Genomic DNA, 17,337 nt, shown 5'->3' on the forward strand with positions numbered 1-17,337 from the left:
GAGGTGCACCGTCCGTACGAAAAGGATCCGGACAACCACGCAGCGCTACGCCTCCACCTGAACCCGGCCGTCAACTGCGCGGCGCGCACCCCGACTTGCGCGGCGCCCGACCGCCTGGTCGCCTCAGGCCCACGGCGGGAACATCCGGGTCCGCTCGCGCATTGAACCGAACAGCGTCAGGCTCGTACTGATCGACGGTCAGGGTCGCGGGCGTACCCGCGCGACCCTGCGGCCGAGGACGGTTCCGGCCCGCTGGTCAGCCCGTTCGCCCCGAAGGAGGAGTCCGCGGCCGGTACCGCAGGGAAGCTGATCCAGTGGCGCGAACTGTGAGGTCGCGGGCCACGCTGGGTGACGGCGATGTGACGGGCGCATGAAACGGTTTGCCGAACATGCGTAGGGTGCAGAGAACTCATCAGAAAGGAGTGCGCCCGGACAGCGGCGTACGCGGACCGGCCGACGAGCGAAGGAGGGAGCCGGAGCGATGGGCGACCACAAAGAGCAGCCCCTTCGGGTGGGCGCGGCCGTGCGGCGGCGTCGTCGTGCCCTGGAGCTCACCCTCGCCGTCGTGGCCGAGCGCAGCGGCCTGTCGGTCCCCTTCCTCAGCCAGGTCGAGAACGACCGCGCACGGCCCAGCCAGACCTCCCTGGAGAAGGTCGCCGACGCCCTGCGCACCACCGCCGTCGAACTCCTAGCCGCCGCCGACCCGGCGTGCAGCGTCGACGTGGTGCGCTGCGAGAGCATCGAGCCGACGCCGGAACCGCAGGTGCGGCCCCTGGTGCGCGGTCACCACCAGATGCACGCCTCGGAGTTCACCGGCGACCATGACGCGGGCCGTGAGTTCCAGTACCGCAACGACCAGTTGATGTACGTCGCGGACGGCGCCGTGGAGGTCGAGGCGGAGGGCCGCGTCTATCGCCTGGGCCGCGGCGACACCATGTACCTCACGGGCGGCGTCCGGCACCGCTGGCGGGCCGCCGAGCCGGACACGCGGGTCCTCGTGGTCGCCGTGGCGGAGCACATCGAGGCCGTCCACGACAGGCCCCGATAGTGCGGGTCGTCTCACTGGTGCCGTCGCTGACGGAGGCCGTCGCGGTGTCCGCCCCCGGACTCCTGGTCGGCGCCACGGACTGGTGCACCCATCCGGCGGACCTCGACGTCACCCGCGTCGGTGGCACCAAGAACCCCAAGGTCGACCGCGTCCTCGCGCTCGCCCCCGACCTGGTCATCGCCAACGAGGAGGAGAACCGCGCCCCCGACCTCGACGCCCTGCGCACGGCCGGCGTGGAGGTCCTGGTGACCGAGGTGCGGGACGTGCCGCAGGCCTTCCGGGAGCTGGCGCGGGTGCTGGACGCCTGCGGGGCCGAGCCGCGCCCGGCGTGGCTGCGGGACGCGGAGCAGGCCTGGGCGCGGCCACCCGTCCTGGAACCGCGCAGAACGGCCGTCGTGCCGATCTGGCGGCGGCCCTGGATGGTGCTGGGCCGCGCCACCTTCGCGGGCGACGTCCTGGCCCGCCTCGGCGTCGACCACCGCTACGCGGGCCACACCGACCGCTACCCGCGCATCCCGCTCGACGAGCTGCGCGCCGCGGCCCCCGACGTGGTCGTGCTGCCGGACGAGCCCTACCGTTTCACCGCCGACGACGGCCCGGAGTCCTTCGAGGGCCTGCCCTGCGCGCTGGTCAGCGGGCGGCACCTGACGTGGTACGGGCCGTCACTGGCCGAGGCGCCACGGGTGCTGGCCGAGGCCCTGAGAGCAGTGCTCCGCTGAGCAGACCGCGCGCCGTCCGTACGGCGACGACGGCCCAGGCGGCGACCAGGACGCCGTACAGGCCGATGGCGAGCCCGTCGAAGACTGCGAGCCCGGTGTGCCGCCCCAGCGCTTCCGCGCCGGTCACGCAGGTGCCGACGGGAAAGGTGAACGCCCACCACGTCATCGCGAACCCCATGCCCTGTCGCCGGGCCCGCACCACCAGCGCCGTCGCCAGCGCGCACCACAACAGCGCGAAGCCCATCACCGGCACCCCGTACACCACGACGAGGACGCTCTCGCCGTAGGGCGCCGCGTCCGCCACATTGCCGACGGCCGTCGTGGACTGCCCCAGCGGGCCCAGCACCAGGAACAACGTCGGTGTAAGGGCGAGCGGCAGCGGCCCGGCGGTGAGCAGCCGGGCGAAGATCACCGGCAGCGTGATCAGGGTGGCGAGCAGACTCAGCCCGAACAGCGCCACGCAGGCCAGCAGCAAAGTCTCCCGGGCCTGCCCGGGCGGCAGATACGGCACGAGCAGCGGCCCGAGGGCCGCGGACACCATGGGCGCGACCAGCGGCAGCAGCCAGACAGGAGTGGCCTGCCGTGGATCCGGCCGGTGGTGTACGGCCATCAGGTACGGGACGGCGACGGCGGCCGCCAGCCCGAGGACCGTCCCGGCCGTGAACAGCACGGCGTCGAGCGCCACCGCCGCCTCGGTGCCGATCCAGTCCCGCCCGACGGTGATCGTGCCGCCGCCGACGGCCAGCAGGGCCATGGCCAGGCAGCCGTAGAAGGGAGCCGTCGCCGGGTCCAGGAGGTGGGCGCGCGCCTGGTCGCGGTGGTGGATCCAGTGCAGGGCGCGGGCGGCGAGCAGCGCCGCCAGGAGGGCCAGGGAGAGGGCCCAGACGGCCGTGCAGGCGGCGCGCAGTCCCGGGAGGTGCACAGGAAGCGCGGCACCGGCCGAGGCGACGATGGCGGTGCCCATGACGGCGGCGTACCAGTTCGGTCCGAGGTGACGGACGGCGGGGACACGCGGGGTGGGGCGTGACATGGGGTGGGCGGCGGTGACCATGCGCTCACGGTCCCGCCGGTTGGGGGTTGCCACCAGGGACCACGTCTCTATGGGGGCATAAGGTGGAGTTATGAGCAGGTCGGAGGGACAGGAGAACGGGCGGACGTCCCCGGGCGCGGGTTCGCTGGCGCACCGGGTGCCGGATCTCGGGGCGCTGGAGCTGCTGCTGGCGGTGGCGCGGCTGGGCAGCCTCGGCGCGGCGGCCCGGGAGGTCGGCATCACCCAGCCGGCGGCGAGCAGCCGGATCCGTTCCATGGAACGGCAGTTGGGGGTGGCGCTGGTGGACCGCTCGCTGCGCGGCTCCCGGCTCACCGACGCCGGTGTGCTGGTGACGGACTGGGCGCGGCGGGTCGTGGAGGCGGCGGAGGCCTTCGACGCCGGGGCGCAGGCGCTGCGGGACCGGCGGGACTCGCGGCTGCGGGTCGCGGCGAGCATGACCATCGCCGAGTATCTGCTGCCGGGCTGGCTGCTGGCGCTGCGCGCGGGGCGCCCCGACACGGCGGTGTCGCTGCTCGCGGGCAACTCGGCGGCCGTCGCCGAGCGGCTGCTGTCCGACGAGGCCGACCTGGGCTTCGTGGAGGGGCTGACGGTCCCGACGGGACTGGACTCGGTGGTCGTTGCCCACGACCACCTCGTCGTCGTGACGGCACCCGGTCACCCCTGGGCCCGCCGACGCCGCCCGCTGCCGGCGGCCGAACTGGCGGCGACCCCGCTGGTGCTGCGCGAGAAGGGCTCGGGCACCCGCCAGGTCCTGGACGCGGCCCTCGGCGGCCTGGCCCGCCCCCTGATCGAGCTGTCCTCGACAACGGCCGTGAAGGCATCGGCGGTCGGGGGAGCGGGACCGGCGGTACTCAGCGAACTGGCGGTCGGCGAGGAACTGGCCACCCGCCGCCTGGTGAGCGTCCCCGTGGACGGCGTACGCCTACGACGCGACCTACGCGCGGTATGGCGCACGGGCCACCGCCCGGCGGGCCCGGCACGGGAGTTGCTAGGGCTGACCCGCAAATCACCCAAGGGAAGATGAACGCCCTTAAGGGGCGCGGGGAACTGCGCGACCAGCCACATAAAAGCCGCACCCGCCGTCCGGCACAAGCGATCGAGCTATGAGGCGCACCCAACTACCCGGCCGCCTCCACCAACGCCCGCATCACCCGCACATCCTCCCCCATCTCCGGATGCCACTGCACCCCCAACACCCAATGCTCCCCGGGCAGTTCAACAGCCTCCACGGTCCCATCCACCGCATACGCCGAAGCCACCAGCCCCGCACCGAGGCGATCCACGGACTGATGGTGATACGTCGGAACAGAGGTCTCCTCCGGCACAACACCGGCGTACAACGTCCCCGGCACCGGCTTGACGGCATGACGCCCGAAGACCCCGACCACCTCCGCATGCCCGTCGAGATGCTGTACGAGCGTCCCGCCCAGGGCGACGTTCAGCAACTGCATCCCCCGGCAGATACCCAGCAACGGCACCCCCGCCCCCAACGCGGCCTCGATCAGCGCAAGCTCCCAGGCGTCCCGCTCCCGCGCCGCCGGCCCCGTACGGGCGTCGCGCGCGGCGCCGTAGCGAGCCGGATCGACGTCGGGCCCGCCCGCGATCACCAGCCCGTCCAGCCGGGCCACGGCCGCCGCCGCCCGCTCGGGCGCATCCGGCGGCAGCATGGCCGCCAAGCCGCCGGCCCGCTGCACCAGCCGCGGATACCCGGCCGGCAGCAGAGCCGCGTCCAGCTCCCACACGCCCCAGCGCGCCCCGGCCTCCAGATACGTACTGACGCCGATCAATGGCCTGTCCGTCATGGGCCCTCCCATACCGCCAATGGATCGCAGGCGAACCTTTACCAGGTTCTCACGTCAGGAATCCCCGCAACAACGCCGCCGTCCCCGCGCAGTGCTCCCGCATGATCTCCCGCGCCCCGTCCGCGTCCCCGTCGAGCACCGCCTCCACCAGCGCCGTGTGCTGGCGCTGGGAGTGCTCCAGGTTGCGTACCAGCAGCGGGATGCAGTCCAGCAGGTCGTTCACCGTGGCCCGTACCGCCGCGTACTGCGCGGTCAGCGTCGGCGAGCCGCACAGCTCGGCGAGCGTGAGATGGAGCAGCGTGTCCAGGCGCCGGTAGTCGGCGAGGGGCGCGTCATGGGTGCGGGCCAGCGCGGCGCGCAGCCGCTCCGCCTGCTCGTCGGTGAGCCCGTGCGCCGCGCACAGCCCGGCCGCGCCCACCTCCAGCACCTCACGGAAGCGCAGCACGTCCTCGATGTCGACCCCGGCGACCCGGCGGCGCAGCTCGTCCTGGCCGCCGCCGTCGGTGCGGGGCAGCACGAACGTTCCGCCGTACCGCCCGCGCCGCGCCTGAACCAGCCCCTGGTCCTGGAGCACCTTCAGCACCTCGCGCAGCGTCACCCGGCTGATCCCGAGCCGCTCCGCCAGCTCCCGTTCGGCGGGCAGCCGTTCACCGCCGGGCACCAGGCCGAGCCGCAGCACCTGGAGGATCTGCTCCAGCGCCTCCTCGAAGCCGTTGCCGGCGCGGACCGGCCGCAGTACCGGCGTCAGCGGGTCGCCCGCCTCGCCCACCGGATCCACCGACATATGGCCGTGCCCCCCTTCCCAAGCAATGGTTCTCAGCAATACCTTATGACTCTCGGCCCGGCCGATACAGCGCGCAGAAGCCCGAAGGAGGCCCTTCCCGTGGCAGACCGCACACCCCCGCTCAGCGTCGAGGAGCTGCACGCCCTCGTCGCGGGCGGTGAGATCGACACCGTCGTCCTGGCCTTCCCGGACATGCAGGGGCGGTTGCAGGGCAAGCGGTTCGCCGCGCGCTTCTTCCTCGACGAGGTGCTGGAGCACGGCACGGAGGGCTGCAACTACCTCCTCGCCGTCGACACCGAGATGAACACCGTCGACGGCTACGAGATGTCCTCCTGGGACCGTGGTTACGGCGACTTCGCCATGCACCCCGACCTGAGCACCCTGCGCCGCGTCCCGTGGAACGAGGGCACGGCCATGGTCGTCGCCGACCTCGCCTGGGCCGACGGCTCACCGGTCGTGGCCGCGCCCCGGCAGATCCTGCGCCGCCAGCTTCAGCGCCTCGCCGAGCTCGGCCTCACCGCGCAGGTCGGCACGGAGCTGGAGTTCATCGTCTTCAAGGACACCTACGAGCAGGCCTGGGACGCCGGCTACCGGGGCCTCACCCCGGCCAACCAGTACAACATCGACTACTCGGTCCTCGGCACCGGCCGCATCGAGCCCCTGCTGCGCCGCATCCGCAACGAGATGGCCGGCGCCGGCATGACCGTCGAGTCCGCCAAGGGCGAGTGCAACCCCGGCCAGCACGAGATCGCCTTCCGCTACGCCGAGGCCCTGGTCACCTGCGACCAGCACGCGATCTACAAGACCGGCGCCAAGGAAATCGCCGCCCAGGAGGGCATGTCGGTCACCTTCATGGCCAAGTACAACGAGCGCGAGGGCAACTCCTGCCACATCCATCTGTCGCTGGCCGACGACACGGGGCGCAGCGTGATGCCCGGCGACGACGGCATGTCCGAGGTCATGCGGCACTTCCTCGCCGGGCAGCTCGCGGCACTGCGGGACTTCTCGCTGCTGTACGCGCCGCACATCAACTCGTACAAGCGCTTCCAGCCGGGGTCCTTCGCGCCGACCGCCGTCGCCTGGGGCCACGACAACCGCACCTGCGCGCTGCGGGTCGTCGGCCACGGCCGCTCCCTGCGGTTCGAGAACCGGGTGCCCGGCGGTGACGTCAACCCGCACCTCGCGGTGGCGGGGATGGTGGCGGCGGGCCTGTACGGGATCGAGCAGAAGCTTCAGCTGCCCGAGCCGTGCCCCGGCAACGCCTACACCGCCGACTTCACGCACGTGCCCACCACGCTGCGCGAGGCCGCCGAACTCTGGGAGAACAGCCCGATCGCCGAGGCCGCCTTCGGTGACGAGGTCGTCGCCCACTACCGCAACATGGCGCGCGTCGAGCTGGAGGCCTTCGACGCCGCGGTGACCGACTGGGAGCTGCGCCGCTCCTTCGAACGTATGTGAGGCCCTTCTTGTCGTACGAACTCCAGGTACTGAATCCGGCCACGGAGGAGGTCGTCGCGACCGTCCCCGGTGCGACGGTCGAGGATGTGGACGCGGCGGTCGTACGGGCCACTCGCGCGCAGGCCGGCTGGGCCGCCCTCGCCCCCGCCGACCGCGCCCGGCTGCTGCGCCGCTTCGCGGTCACCGTCGACGAACACCTCGAAGAGCTCGCGCAGTTGGAGGTCCGCGAGGCCGGGCACACGGTCGGCAACGCCCGCTGGGAGGCGGGCAACGTCCGCGACCTGCTCGACTACGCGGCCGGGGGAGTGGAGCGGCTGACCGGCCGCCAGATCCCGGTCCCCGGCGGCCTCGACGTCACGATCCTCGAACCGCTCGGCGTGGTCGGCGTCATCGCGCCCTGGAACTTCCCGATGCCGATCGCGGCGTGGGGCATGGCCCCGGCGCTCGCGGCGGGCAACGCGGTGATCCTCAAGCCCGCCGAGACGACCCCGCTGACGGCACTCCGCCTCGCCGAACTCGCCCTGGAGGCAGGGCTTCCCGAAGGCCTGTTCCAGGTGCTCCCCGGCCACGGTCCCGTCGCGGGCAACGCGCTCGTCGAGCACCCGGGCGTCGCGAAGATCGTCTTCACCGGGTCAACGGCCGTGGGCAAACGGGTGTTGGCGAAAGGCTCGGAGCTCCTCAAGCGCGTCACCCTCGAACTCGGCGGCAAGAGCCCCAACATCGTCTTCGCCGACGCCGACCTCGAAGCCGCCGCGGCCGCCGCACCCATGTCCTTCCTCGACAACTCGGGCCAGGACTGCTGCGCCCGCACCCGCATCCTCGTCCAGCGGACGGCGTACGACCGCTTCCTGGAGCTGCTGAGCCCGGCGATCGAGGCGGTGCGCGTCGGCGACCCGTCGGACGAGACCACCGACATGGGCCCGCTGATCTCCAAGTCCCAGCTGGACAGGGTCCGTTCGTACGTCGACCAGGACGCCCCCGGCATCCGCGGCAAGGCCCCCGAGGGCCCCGGCTTCTGGTTCCCGCCCACCGTCCTCACCGGTGTCAGCCCGGTGGCGCGCGTGGCCGTCGAGGAGGTCTTCGGCCCCGTCGCCGTCGTCCTGCCCTTCGACGACGAGGCCGACGCGATCCGCCTCGCCAACGCCACCGACTACGGCCTCTCCGGCTCCATCTGGACCCGGGACGTCGGCCGCGCGCTGCGCGTCTCGCAGGCCGTCCGGGCGGGCAACCTGTCCGTCAACTCCCACTCCAGCGTGCGCTACTGGACCCCGTTCGGCGGCTTCAAGCAGTCCGGCATCGGCCGTGAGCTGGGCCCGGACGCGCTCGCCGCGTTCACCGAGACCAAGAACGTCTTCATCAGCACGGAAGGCCCCGCACAGTGACCGAAGCAAGCGCCCAGGAATCCGTGGCAGCCGCCCAGGAATCCGTCTGCCGCCGCCTGGTCGGCCGTACCGCCGTCGTCACCGGAGCCGGCAGCGGCATCGGCCTCGCCTCCGCCCGCCGGCTCGCCTCCGAGGGTGCGCACGTCGTCTGCGGTGACGTCGACGAGGCGCGCGGCAAGGCGGCCGCCGAGGAGGTCGGCGGGATCTTCGTGAACGTCGACGTCACCGACCCGGAGCAGGTCGAGGCGCTGTTCCGGACGGCGTACGAGACGTACGGCAGCGTGGACATCGCCTTCAACAACGCCGGGATCTCCCCGCCCGACGACGACTCCATCCTGGAGACCGGCCTGGAGGCCTGGAAGCGCGTCCAGGAGGTCAACCTCACCTCCGTCTACCTGTGCTGCAAGGCCGCGATCCCCTACATGCGCCGCCAGGGCAAGGGCTCGATCATCAACACGGCGTCCTTCGTGGCCCGGATGGGCGCGGCCACCTCACAGATCTCGTACACCGCGTCCAAGGGCGGCGTCCTCGCCATGTCCCGTGAACTCGGCGTGCAGTTCGCCCGCGAGGGCATCCGCGTCAACGCCCTATGCCCCGGCCCGGTCAACACCCCGCTCCTGCAGGAGCTGTTCGCCAAGGACCCCGAGCGCGCCGCACGCCGTCTCGTCCACATCCCGCTCGGCCGGTTCGCCGAGGCGGAGGAGATCGCCGCCGCCGTCGCGTTCCTGGCCAGTGACGACTCCTCCTTCGTCAACGCCACCGACTTCCTGGTGGACGGGGGCATCTCAGGGGCGTACGTCACGCCGCTGTAGAACCCTGTAGGACGCTGGAGAACTCGGCCTACAGTGCGGGGGTGAGTACGACACCCCCGCCCGGCTGGTACCGCGATCCCTCGGCCCCGCACGTCGAGCGCTGGTGGGACGGCACGGCCTGGACCGAGCACCGGCGCCCGCCCGAGCCCCCCGGCCCGCCGCCCCCGCCCGGCGGCGCTGCCGCATCGTCCCCGCGGGCGAGGCTCGTGGCCCTCACCGCCGCCGGGGCGCTCCTGGTGGCCGCGCTCGTCACGGGCGCGGTCGTCCTCACCACCGGCGACGGCAACGGCGGCGGCGCGCAGGCGAACACCGCCTCGCCGAGCCCCACGCCCACAGCGGCGCCCACCACCTCCCCGGAACCCTCGCCCGACGACCCGACCGTCGTCGTCGACGAACTCAACGGCATCACCCTGCCGTTGCTCGACGGCTGGGTCCGGCCGGTGAACGTCATCGTGGACAACGTCATGATGACCACCGACGGGACGTACAACTGCCCGGGGGGCGGAATCTGCCGGCACGGCCTCGTCATCTCCCGCACGGCCGCCGACACCGACGAGACGTCCCCCGAGGCGCTGGCCAAGGCGGACATCGCGGACGCGGCCGACGAGGCCTACGACCGTGACTTCGTCGGCCGGCGCCCCTACGGCGGCATCGAGTCGCACCAGGTCGTCGAGTCCGGGCCGGTCGCGGTGGCGGGCCGCGCCGGGTACTTCGTGCGCTGGCGGGTCAACACCGCCGAGGGGCCCGGCGGTTATGTGCAGTCCCTCGCCTTCCACTCCAGCGTGGGTACGGAGGCACCGGTCATCGTGCGCTATGTGTTCGACGCCGGTCCGGACGGGCCGCCGCTCGCCGACATGGACCGGATCACCGACGGCATCCGGCCGGTCGGCGACGCCGACACCGGCGGCGGGGTGGGCGCCAGTATCGGCCCGACCGGCTGACGCCTCAGAGGAACGTACGGCCCTCGCCGCGATACGTCGGCACGGTCGCCGTCACCCGGTCGCCCTCGACCAGATGCAGCGCGTCGAACCGCTCGCACAGCTCACCCGCCTTGGCGTGCCGGAACCAGACCTTGTCGCCGATCAGCAGGTCGTCGGCCGGCGAGCCCAGCAGCGGCGTCTGCACCTCACCGGCGCCCTCCTGGGGGTCGTACCGCAGCCCTTCCGGCAGATACGGCTCGGGCAGCCGGTCCGTCCCGGCCGCGCCGGACGCCGGATAGCCGCCGCCGAGCACGGTCACCACCCCCACGCCGGGCCTGCGTACCACCGGCAGGGCGAAGAGTGCCGCCGGACGGCCCCTGAACGACGTGTAGTTGTCGAACAGCCGCGGCACATACAGCCCCGACCCGGCGCCGATCTCCGTGACCGCGTCCTCGGCGGCGGTGTGCTGCACACTGCCCGTACCGCCGCCGTTGACGAACCGAAGCCCCGGCGCCACGGCCCGCACCGCACGCACCACGGCCGCGCGCCGCTCCGCCAGCTCCCGCCGGGCGGCCGCCTGCATCAGCCGCACCGCCCGCGAGCGCATCGGACGCCCCGCGATCGCGTCCCCGACACCGGCGATGTGCCCCTCGTACGCCATGATCCCCACGACCTCGAACCCCGGCCGCCGGACCACCGCCCGGGCCATGTCGGCGACGTCGGCGGGGGAGTGCAGCGGCGAACGGCGGGCCCCGACGCGCATCCGCCCGCCGAGCAGCTTCAGGGACGTGTCCAACTCCAGGCAGACCCGTACCACTTCACGGCCGCCGTCCCGCGCCTCGTCGATGAAGACCAGCTGGGCGGGGTCGTCGACCATCACCGTGACGGCGGCGGCGAGCTTGGGATCCGAGGTGAGTTCGGCGAAACCGGCGCGGTCGGCCGACGGATAGGCGAGGAGGACGTCCTCAAAACCGGAGCGGGCCAGCCACAGGGACTCGGCGAGCGTGAACGACATGATCCCCGCGAAGCCGTCCCTGGCCAGGACGCGTTCGAGCAGGGCACGGCAGCGTACGGACTTGCTGGCGACGCGGATCGGCTTCCCGGCCGCGCGGCGGACCATGTCGTCCGCGTTGGCGTCGAAGGCGTCCAGGTCCACAATCGCCAGTGGGGCGTCGAGATGGGCGGTGGCCCGGTCGTAACGGGCCCGGTCGGCGGCGCGCGCAGTCATGAACGAAGCCTGCCAGACAGGATTACCGCAGGGTAGGGGGATGTTCCGGGCAGATGCCCCGGGCTCGTGGGACCGGTTCCCGCATCGGCGGGAGCAACCCGTAGAGTGACGCGCACGCACGGAGGTAACGAGGCGCCCGCGTACGAGGAGACGGGCACGGGCGCGAGGAAACGGGGGGTGCATGAGCACGGAGGCACAGCACACCCCGATCCCACCCCGCCCGGCGCAGCCGCCGAGCGCCGCGACGGAGCACAGCGACAGCGAGGGGCCGTCGCCGGTCACCCCGCCCCCACCTCCGCCCCCCGCCTCGGCCCGCTTCCCGGACGCCCCGCCGTACCCGGCCCGGCGCCCGACGCCGCCCGGACGTCCCGCAACCACCCCGCAGACGCCCGCCCAGAGCGCCGTACACCCGCGTCCGAGTCACCGCCCCGCCGCGTCACCCGCCGAGACCCCGGCGGAGACCACCCGGCGCCTCCGCCCCATCCCGGCGGAGCCCCGGCGTACCCCCGCCACCTCCTCGCTGGAGCCCACCACCCCCGTGACGCCGAACCCCGCCCACTCCTGGACCGCCCCGCACACGTCCGGCGGGACGTTCGGCCCGGCGCGGCCCATGGTCACCTTCGGTGAGCCCGAGGCGTACGACGACCACGCGCGGACCGGCATGTCCGGCGCGCTGATCCGGCGGCGCACCCTCGCGGCGGCCGTCTGTCTCGTCCTCGGAGCCGGGCTCATCGGGGGCGCGGTGACCGGGAGTTGGCTCGCCGGAGGATCCGGGGAGGGCGGCGAGCGCGGGGCCTTCGCGGCCGCCGGGAGCCTGTGGCACAGCGTGCCGGTCGACCAGCTGTTCCCGCCCACCGTGCAGGGCCGTGGCGCCGGACCCGGCAGCGCCGACCGGACCTGGACGCGGATCGCCGTCGCCCCGGACAGCGGCTGCGCCGACGCCTTCGACCCACTGCTGCGCAAGGCGCTCGCCCCGGTCGGCTGCGAGCGCCTGCTGCGCGCCACCTACACCGACGCCACCGAGAGCTATGTCACCACCGTCGGCCTGCTCTTCACCAAGGCCGACGCCACCGCGATGCGCTCGCTGGACGCCCGTTTCGAGAAGGAGGGCCTGGGCCGGCGTACCGACCTGATGCCCCGGCCGTACGCCGCGAAGGACACCGTCGCCGCGGACTTCGGGGACGAGCAGCGCGCCTCCTGGACGGTCTCCGTGCTCACCGACGCCCCGGTCGTCGTGTACGCCGTCTCCGGCTGGGCCGACGCCCGGACCGTCGACGAGCCGCAGCCCGCCGCGGAGGCGATGCGCTCCGGTGCCACCACCGCCGTCGCCCAGGCGGGTCTCGGGCACGAGGCGAAGGGCCTCGCCGACCGTGTGGAGCGCGGCCTGCGCAAGTCCGTCACCTCGTCCTCGGAACAGCCCTCATGAAGCCCATGACCCGCAGGGCGGGACTGCTCAGCGTCCTGCTCGCAGCCTCCGTCGCCCTGGTCCCGCCCACCGCCGCGCACGCCGACGGCATCCGCGCCAAACAGTGGGCGCTTTCGGCCATGCACACCGAGGAGGCCTGGCAGACCACCAAGGGCGCGGGCATCACCGTCGCCGTCCTGGACACCGGCGTCGACGACGAGCATCCCGACCTGGCCGGCAACGTCCTGCCCACCAAGGACATGGTCGGCTTCGGCGCCGGCCGCGGAGACCGGGCATGGGCCCGGCACGGCACCGCCATGGCCGGCATCATCGCCGGGCACGGCCATGGCGTCGGAAACTCCGAGGGCGTCATGGGTATCGCGCCGGAGGCGAAGATCCTCCCCGTCCGCGTCATCCTGGAGGACGGCGACCCGGCCCGCGCCAAGGCCCGCAAGACCCGCGGCAACGCCCTCGCCGACGGCATCCGCTGGGCCGCCGACCACGGCGCCGACGTCATCAACCTCTCCCTCGGCGACGACTCCGCGTCCGCGCACCCCGAACCCGCGGAGGACGAGGCCGTCCAGTACGCCCTGAAGAAGGGCTCGGTCGTGGTCGCCTCGGCCGGCAACGGCGGCGAGAAGGGCGACCACATCTCCTACCCGGCCGCCTACCCGGGCGTCATCGCCGTGACCGCCGTCGACAAGTTCGGCACCCGCGCCGCCTTCTCCACCCGCCGCTGGTACGCCACGGTCAGCGCCCCCGGCGTCGACGTCGTGATCGCCGACCCCGACCGCAAGTACTACGAGGGCTGGGGCACCAGCGCGGCGGCCGCCTTCGTCTCCGGCGCCGTCGCCCTCGTCAAGGCCGCCCACCCCGGCCTGACCCCGGCCCAGATCAAACGGCTCCTGGAGGACACCGCCCGCAACGCCCCGGCCGACGGCCGTGACGACTCCCGCGGCTTCGGCTTCGTCGACCCTGCCGCCGCCATCGAGACAGCCGGACGTCTCAAGCCGGAGGGCCTGCGCTCGGCGTCGTACGGCGAGAAGTACTTCGGCCCCGGCCCGGACACGCCCCGCGAGGACGACGACACCGCGAGCTGGGCGGGCCCCCTCGCCGGCAGCGTGGGCGGCGTCCTCCTGGTCGCGGCGGTGGTGCTGTGGCGGGCCCGCCGGGAGTACGACGGCTTCTAGCCCGGCATCCCGGCGGCCGGTTCCTCTTCGGCGCGCGCGGGCGTCACCGCACGGCCGCCCGGGTGGCGCAGGGCGCACAGGAACGCGATGCCCAGGGCGATGGCCATGCCGTAGAACACCCACTGGTTGGCTTCGGCGAAGTCCATGCGCACCGCGTCCATCACGTCCCGCATCGTCTCGGCGGTGGGTCCGGTCCCAGTGGGCGCACGGGAGTCGCTGTTGCCCGTGACGGCCTCGGTGATGTCGCGGGCCATGTCCCGCGCCTCGTTCGAGGCCACGCCACGGGACTCCAGGGTGCTCACCACATGGTCGGTCATCTCATGCGTCAGCACGGTGCCGAAGACGGCCAGGCCCACGCTGGCCGCGTAGTTGCGCACCGTCTGGGTGATGCCCGTGACCTCGCCGTAGGAGGGGCCGATGGCCCGGTTGACGGCGTCCGTGGAGGCCGGGGCGAGGATGAAGCCGATCCCGGCGCCGGCGAGGGCCGCGTACGGCCACTGGTCGTGCATGCTCAGGTTGGTGAGCTCGCCCGCCCACAGGGCGAACCCGACGGCGCCCAGCACCCCGCCCAGTTTCAGAGCCGGACGCGCGCCCTGCTTGTCGAGGATCCGCCCGCCCCACTGCGAGGCGATCGCGAAACCCGCGAAGAAGTACAGCAGGAACAGCGCCGCCTGATTGGGCGAGGCGCTCAGCGACACCTGGGCGTACACGGAGGCGAAGAAGAACAGCGGTACGAAGGCGAGCATCGCGAAGAACAGCACCACCGCGTCCACCGTGAACGCCCGGTCCCGGAAGACCCGCAGATCGATCAGCGGATGGCGCACCCCGCGCTCGTACCCGACGAACACGGCGAGCACCACGAGCCCGCCCGCAACGCAGCCCCAGGTCGCGGCGCTGTCCCAGCCCCAGGACCAGGCCTGCTGAAAGCCGAGGACGCTCAGGCCCATGCCAACGGCAATCAGCACGGCGCCGCGGATGTCCAGGGTGCCGGGTCGCCGCCGGTCGGCGATGTGGGCCAACGCGGTCAGCACCAGCGCCACCACGGCCACGGGCACGTTGACCCAGAACACGGCACGCCAGGTCCAGGCCGTGAGCCAGCCGCCCAGGAGCGGCCCGAGGGCGGTCAGCGCGCCCGAGAGCCCGAAGAACAGGGCGAGGGCCCGTCCGCGCCGCTCGGGCGGGAACACCGCCACCACGACGGCCAGTGCCGCGGGGAAGAGCAGCGCCGCCCCGAACCCCTGGGTGGCCCGGAAGACGATCAGCCAGGTCTGCGACACGTCACCCCTGGGGACACAGCCGCACAGCACCGACGAGACGACGAACACCAGCGTGCCGATCACGACCACCCTGCGCGGGCCGTACAGGTCCGCGAGCCGGCCGCCGAGGGCGAAGAACGCGGCCAGGGCGAGCAGATAGGCGTTCACCACCCACTGCATGCCGGAGGAGGACAGGTCCAGTTCGCGGACGATGTCGGGGGCGGCGATGGCGACGATCGTCTGGTCGATGAACGTCATCGCGACGGCGAACATCATCGCCGCGAGCGCCAGGGTCTGCCGTGGTGCCTGCTGCCGCGAGGGCGCGATCCGGCCACGCCCCAGGTGCCTGCCACTCACCCGTCCAGTCTGCGTCCGCACGGACGACGCCGCATCACAGGCGACTCCAGCCACTCGGACCGCCTGACGGCACAACTAGCCGACGGTCGCGGAAGCGGTGGCCGACGCCGACGTCTGACCCGTGAACACCGACACGGCCGCCCGCGCCGCCGCCTCGACCAGCGAGACGCCCTTCTCCTTCGTGGTGTGGCCGTCCGACAGCACGGCCACCAGGAAGTCGCGGCCGTCGACGGTCACCCGGCCGATGCTGTTGATGTCCCACAGCCCGGTCGCGGTCCGCGGCAGCCAGCCGTTCTTCAGGGCCCACACGGCTCCGTCCCCGGCCGCCGACACCCCCCACTGCTGACCGACCGCGATCTGCCCCATCAGTCCCTGGAGATACGACCGCGAGGCCGCGCTCAGCTCCGAGTCCGCCCCGAACACCTGCCGCAGCAGGGCGAGCTGGTCGGCCGCCGTGGTCTGGGTCAGCCCCCACAGCATCCCGTCGCCGCCCTCGGTCCCGGTCAGCCCGAACCGCTCGTTCGCCGCGTCCAGCCCCTCCGCCCGGCCGATCGTCCGCCACAGGGCCGACGCGGAGTCGTTGTCGCTGTGCTCGATCATCGCGGTGGCGTACGACTTCTCCGTCGCCGTCAGTTCCCGGCCCGCGTCCTGCGCCTGGAGCAGCAGCGCCGCCAGGATGTCCACCTTCACGATGCTCGCCGTGTCGAAGACACCGTCGCCGTACGAGGCGCTCTCCCCGGACTCCAGGTCGAGCACCGCCACCGACACCTCGGCGCCGTCCCCGACCGGCACGTCCGCCATGGCCTCGGCCAGCAGCGCCTCACGATCCACCGTCGGCTGTGCCACAGGCTCCACCGCTGTCTCCCCGCTCCCCGGCACCGACGCCGAGGCCGACGGCGTCACGGCCGACGATACGGCCCGCACCGCGGGGTGCGCCCGCGCCTTCACATACGCCGTCCCCGCCGCCGTACCGCCCAGGGCGACGGCGGACGCGACGGCGGCGCAGACAAGGGCGCGGCGGGCGCGGGGAGACTCCATGCCGCGATGCTGGGGGCGGTGTCTGTGCGGGCTGTTAGACGGACGTTAGATGTGTGTCAGGGATGGCTGAGAAACCGATGAGCGGTGTCACGGCCGCGTTACCGGCCCCGCACAAGCCCAGCAGGATCCCCCCTATAGGGTCGGTGACCGTGGCGAACAAGAACATTCCCGACCCCGGCTTCTCCGACGACGACGGCTCCGCCGACCCCCGGCTGAGCGCGGCGCTCGCGGCCTGGGCCGACGACCGCACCGCCGTGGGACCCGTGCTGGCCGCGCTGAAGGGCGCCCGGCTGCTCGTCCCCGTGGTCGCCGTGCTCGGCGAGGTCGAGGAGGACGAGAACGGGCTGCGCCGCGAGAAGACCAGCGACATGGCCGTACCGACCCTCAAGGCCGGAGGCCGTACCGCCCTGCCCGCCTTCACGTCCACCGACGCGCTGGCCCGCTGGGACCCGCAGGCCCGCCCCGTGGCCGTACCGCTGCACCAGGCCCTGCAGGCCGCCGCGCACGAGAAGGCGGACACGGTCGTGCTGGACCTGGCCGGGCCCGTGCCGTTCGAGCTGACCGGGCCCGCGCTGCTGGCACTGGCGGAGGGGCGCACGAGCACCGACCCGCTCGCCGACCCGGCAGTCGTCTCGGCGGTACGGGCCGCCGTCGCCGCAGAGCCCGCGGTGCTCCGCGCCCACCTCGGGCCCGGAGAGGCGGACGGCACCCTGGCCCTCGTCCTCGACCCGGCCGCCGCCCCCGCCGAGGCCGCCCGCGCGGTCGCCCGGCACATGGCCGCCGACGAAACACTGAGGGCCCGCCTGGTGCGCGGCCTCGACCTGGCACTACTGCCGGCCGGGACCACACCACCGGGCGAGCCCTTGTACGTACGAGGCAATTAGTCA

General features: G+C 73.1%; 16 protein-coding genes. 10 read left to right on the forward strand and 6 right to left on the reverse strand.

The genetic code is table 11. The annotated features are described in order from the left end of the window. Positions 1-481 precede the first annotated feature (481 nt). Positions 482-1,048, forward strand: a complete 567-nt coding sequence (locus tag SSP24_RS10670) for a helix-turn-helix domain-containing protein (RefSeq protein ID WP_141309266.1) — start codon at positions 482-484, stop codon at positions 1,046-1,048. Continuing rightward, entirely contained in the window at positions 1,048-1,767 is a 720-nt protein-coding gene (locus SSP24_RS10675; protein ID WP_141309267.1) for a helical backbone metal receptor, read from the forward strand. Before SSP24_RS10670 ends, SSP24_RS10675 begins: the two co-directional genes overlap by 1 nt. Here the strand turns inward: SSP24_RS10675 and SSP24_RS10680 are convergent. Then, positions 1,679-2,818: a TDT family transporter gene (locus tag SSP24_RS10680; RefSeq protein ID WP_141309448.1), complete on the reverse strand. Its 1,140-nt coding sequence runs from the start codon at positions 2,816-2,818 to the stop codon at positions 1,679-1,681. The two genes, SSP24_RS10675 and SSP24_RS10680, sit on opposite strands and share 89 nt — an antisense overlap. A gap of 70 nt (positions 2,819-2,888) precedes the next feature. Here SSP24_RS10680 and SSP24_RS10685 point away from each other — a divergent pair, with 70 nt between their 5' ends. Next, positions 2,889-3,842, forward strand: a complete 954-nt coding sequence (locus tag SSP24_RS10685) for a LysR family transcriptional regulator (protein ID WP_141309268.1) — start codon at positions 2,889-2,891, stop codon at positions 3,840-3,842. Between the two features lie 94 nt (positions 3,843-3,936). Here the strand turns inward: SSP24_RS10685 and SSP24_RS10690 are convergent, their stop codons facing one another. Both SSP24_RS10690 and SSP24_RS10695 read right to left on the reverse strand, forming a co-directional pair. Continuing rightward, complete coding sequence (locus tag SSP24_RS10690) at positions 3,937-4,620, reverse strand: gamma-glutamyl-gamma-aminobutyrate hydrolase family protein (protein ID WP_141309269.1); 684 nt, start codon at positions 4,618-4,620, stop codon at positions 3,937-3,939. A gap of 49 nt (positions 4,621-4,669) precedes the next feature. Next, on the reverse strand, positions 4,670-5,404 hold the full coding sequence (locus SSP24_RS10695; RefSeq protein ID WP_141309270.1) for a FadR/GntR family transcriptional regulator: 735 nt from the start codon (positions 5,402-5,404) through the stop codon (positions 4,670-4,672). Between the two features lie 99 nt (positions 5,405-5,503). On the opposite strand from SSP24_RS10695, the gene SSP24_RS10700 reads away from it, so the two are divergent. The 4 genes from SSP24_RS10700 to SSP24_RS10715 are packed head-to-tail and all read left to right on the forward strand — an operon-like array spanning position 5,504 to position 9,997. Continuing rightward, positions 5,504-6,862 carry a glutamine synthetase family protein gene (locus tag SSP24_RS10700; protein ID WP_141309271.1) on the forward strand — a complete coding sequence of 453 codons (1,359 nt, stop codon included), beginning with the start codon at positions 5,504-5,506 and terminating at the stop codon, positions 6,860-6,862. An 8-nt stretch (positions 6,863-6,870) separates the two neighbouring features. After that, complete coding sequence (locus SSP24_RS10705) at positions 6,871-8,244, forward strand: aldehyde dehydrogenase family protein (RefSeq protein ID WP_174864636.1); 1,374 nt, start codon at positions 6,871-6,873, stop codon at positions 8,242-8,244. Next, positions 8,241-9,056 (forward strand): 3-oxoacyl-ACP reductase, encoded by an 816-nt coding sequence (locus tag SSP24_RS10710; RefSeq protein ID WP_229864944.1) that lies wholly within the window; start codon positions 8,241-8,243, stop codon positions 9,054-9,056. Before SSP24_RS10705 ends, SSP24_RS10710 begins: the two co-directional genes overlap by 4 nt. Before the next feature lie 41 nt (positions 9,057-9,097). Then, the gene (locus tag SSP24_RS10715; protein WP_141309273.1) at positions 9,098-9,997 is read left to right on the forward strand and encodes a DUF2510 domain-containing protein; all 900 of its coding nucleotides are present in this window, start codon (positions 9,098-9,100) and stop codon (positions 9,995-9,997) included. 4 nt (positions 9,998-10,001) lie between these two features. Here the strand turns inward: SSP24_RS10715 and SSP24_RS10720 are convergent, their stop codons facing one another. Further along, positions 10,002-11,204 (reverse strand): amino acid deaminase/aldolase, encoded by a 1,203-nt coding sequence (locus tag SSP24_RS10720; RefSeq protein WP_141309274.1) that lies wholly within the window; start codon positions 11,202-11,204, stop codon positions 10,002-10,004. 181 nt (positions 11,205-11,385) lie between these two features. Here SSP24_RS10720 and SSP24_RS10725 point away from each other — a divergent pair, with 181 nt between their 5' ends. Together SSP24_RS10725 and mycP are read left to right on the forward strand one after the other, a co-directional pair. Then, positions 11,386-12,630, forward strand: coding sequence for a hypothetical protein (locus SSP24_RS10725; protein ID WP_229864945.1), 1,245 nt, complete (start codon positions 11,386-11,388; stop codon positions 12,628-12,630). Then, complete coding sequence (mycP, locus tag SSP24_RS10730; RefSeq protein ID WP_141309275.1) at positions 12,627-13,799, forward strand: type VII secretion-associated serine protease mycosin; 1,173 nt, start codon at positions 12,627-12,629, stop codon at positions 13,797-13,799. The genes SSP24_RS10725 and mycP overlap by 4 nt, the downstream gene beginning before the upstream one ends. On the opposite strand, the gene SSP24_RS10735 is transcribed toward mycP, so the two are convergent. Together SSP24_RS10735 and SSP24_RS10740 are read right to left on the reverse strand one after the other, a co-directional pair. Then, a complete protein-coding gene (locus tag SSP24_RS10735) occupies positions 13,796-15,331 on the reverse strand; it encodes an MFS transporter (RefSeq protein WP_174864641.1) in 1,536 nt (511 codons plus the stop codon). The genes mycP and SSP24_RS10735 overlap by 4 nt on opposite strands. A gap of 156 nt (positions 15,332-15,487) precedes the next feature. Continuing rightward, positions 15,488-16,450, reverse strand: coding sequence for a serine hydrolase (locus SSP24_RS10740; protein WP_141309276.1), 963 nt, complete (start codon positions 16,448-16,450; stop codon positions 15,488-15,490). 149 nt (positions 16,451-16,599) lie between these two features. On the opposite strand from SSP24_RS10740, the gene SSP24_RS10745 reads away from it, so the two are divergent. Further along, positions 16,600-17,334, forward strand: a complete 735-nt coding sequence (locus tag SSP24_RS10745; protein WP_141309277.1) for an SseB family protein — start codon at positions 16,600-16,602, stop codon at positions 17,332-17,334. Positions 17,335-17,337: the final 3 nt, after the last annotated feature.

This window comes from Streptomyces spinoverrucosus, assembly GCF_006539505.1.
Classification (GTDB): domain Bacteria; phylum Actinomycetota; class Actinomycetes; order Streptomycetales; family Streptomycetaceae; genus Streptomyces; species Streptomyces spinoverrucosus.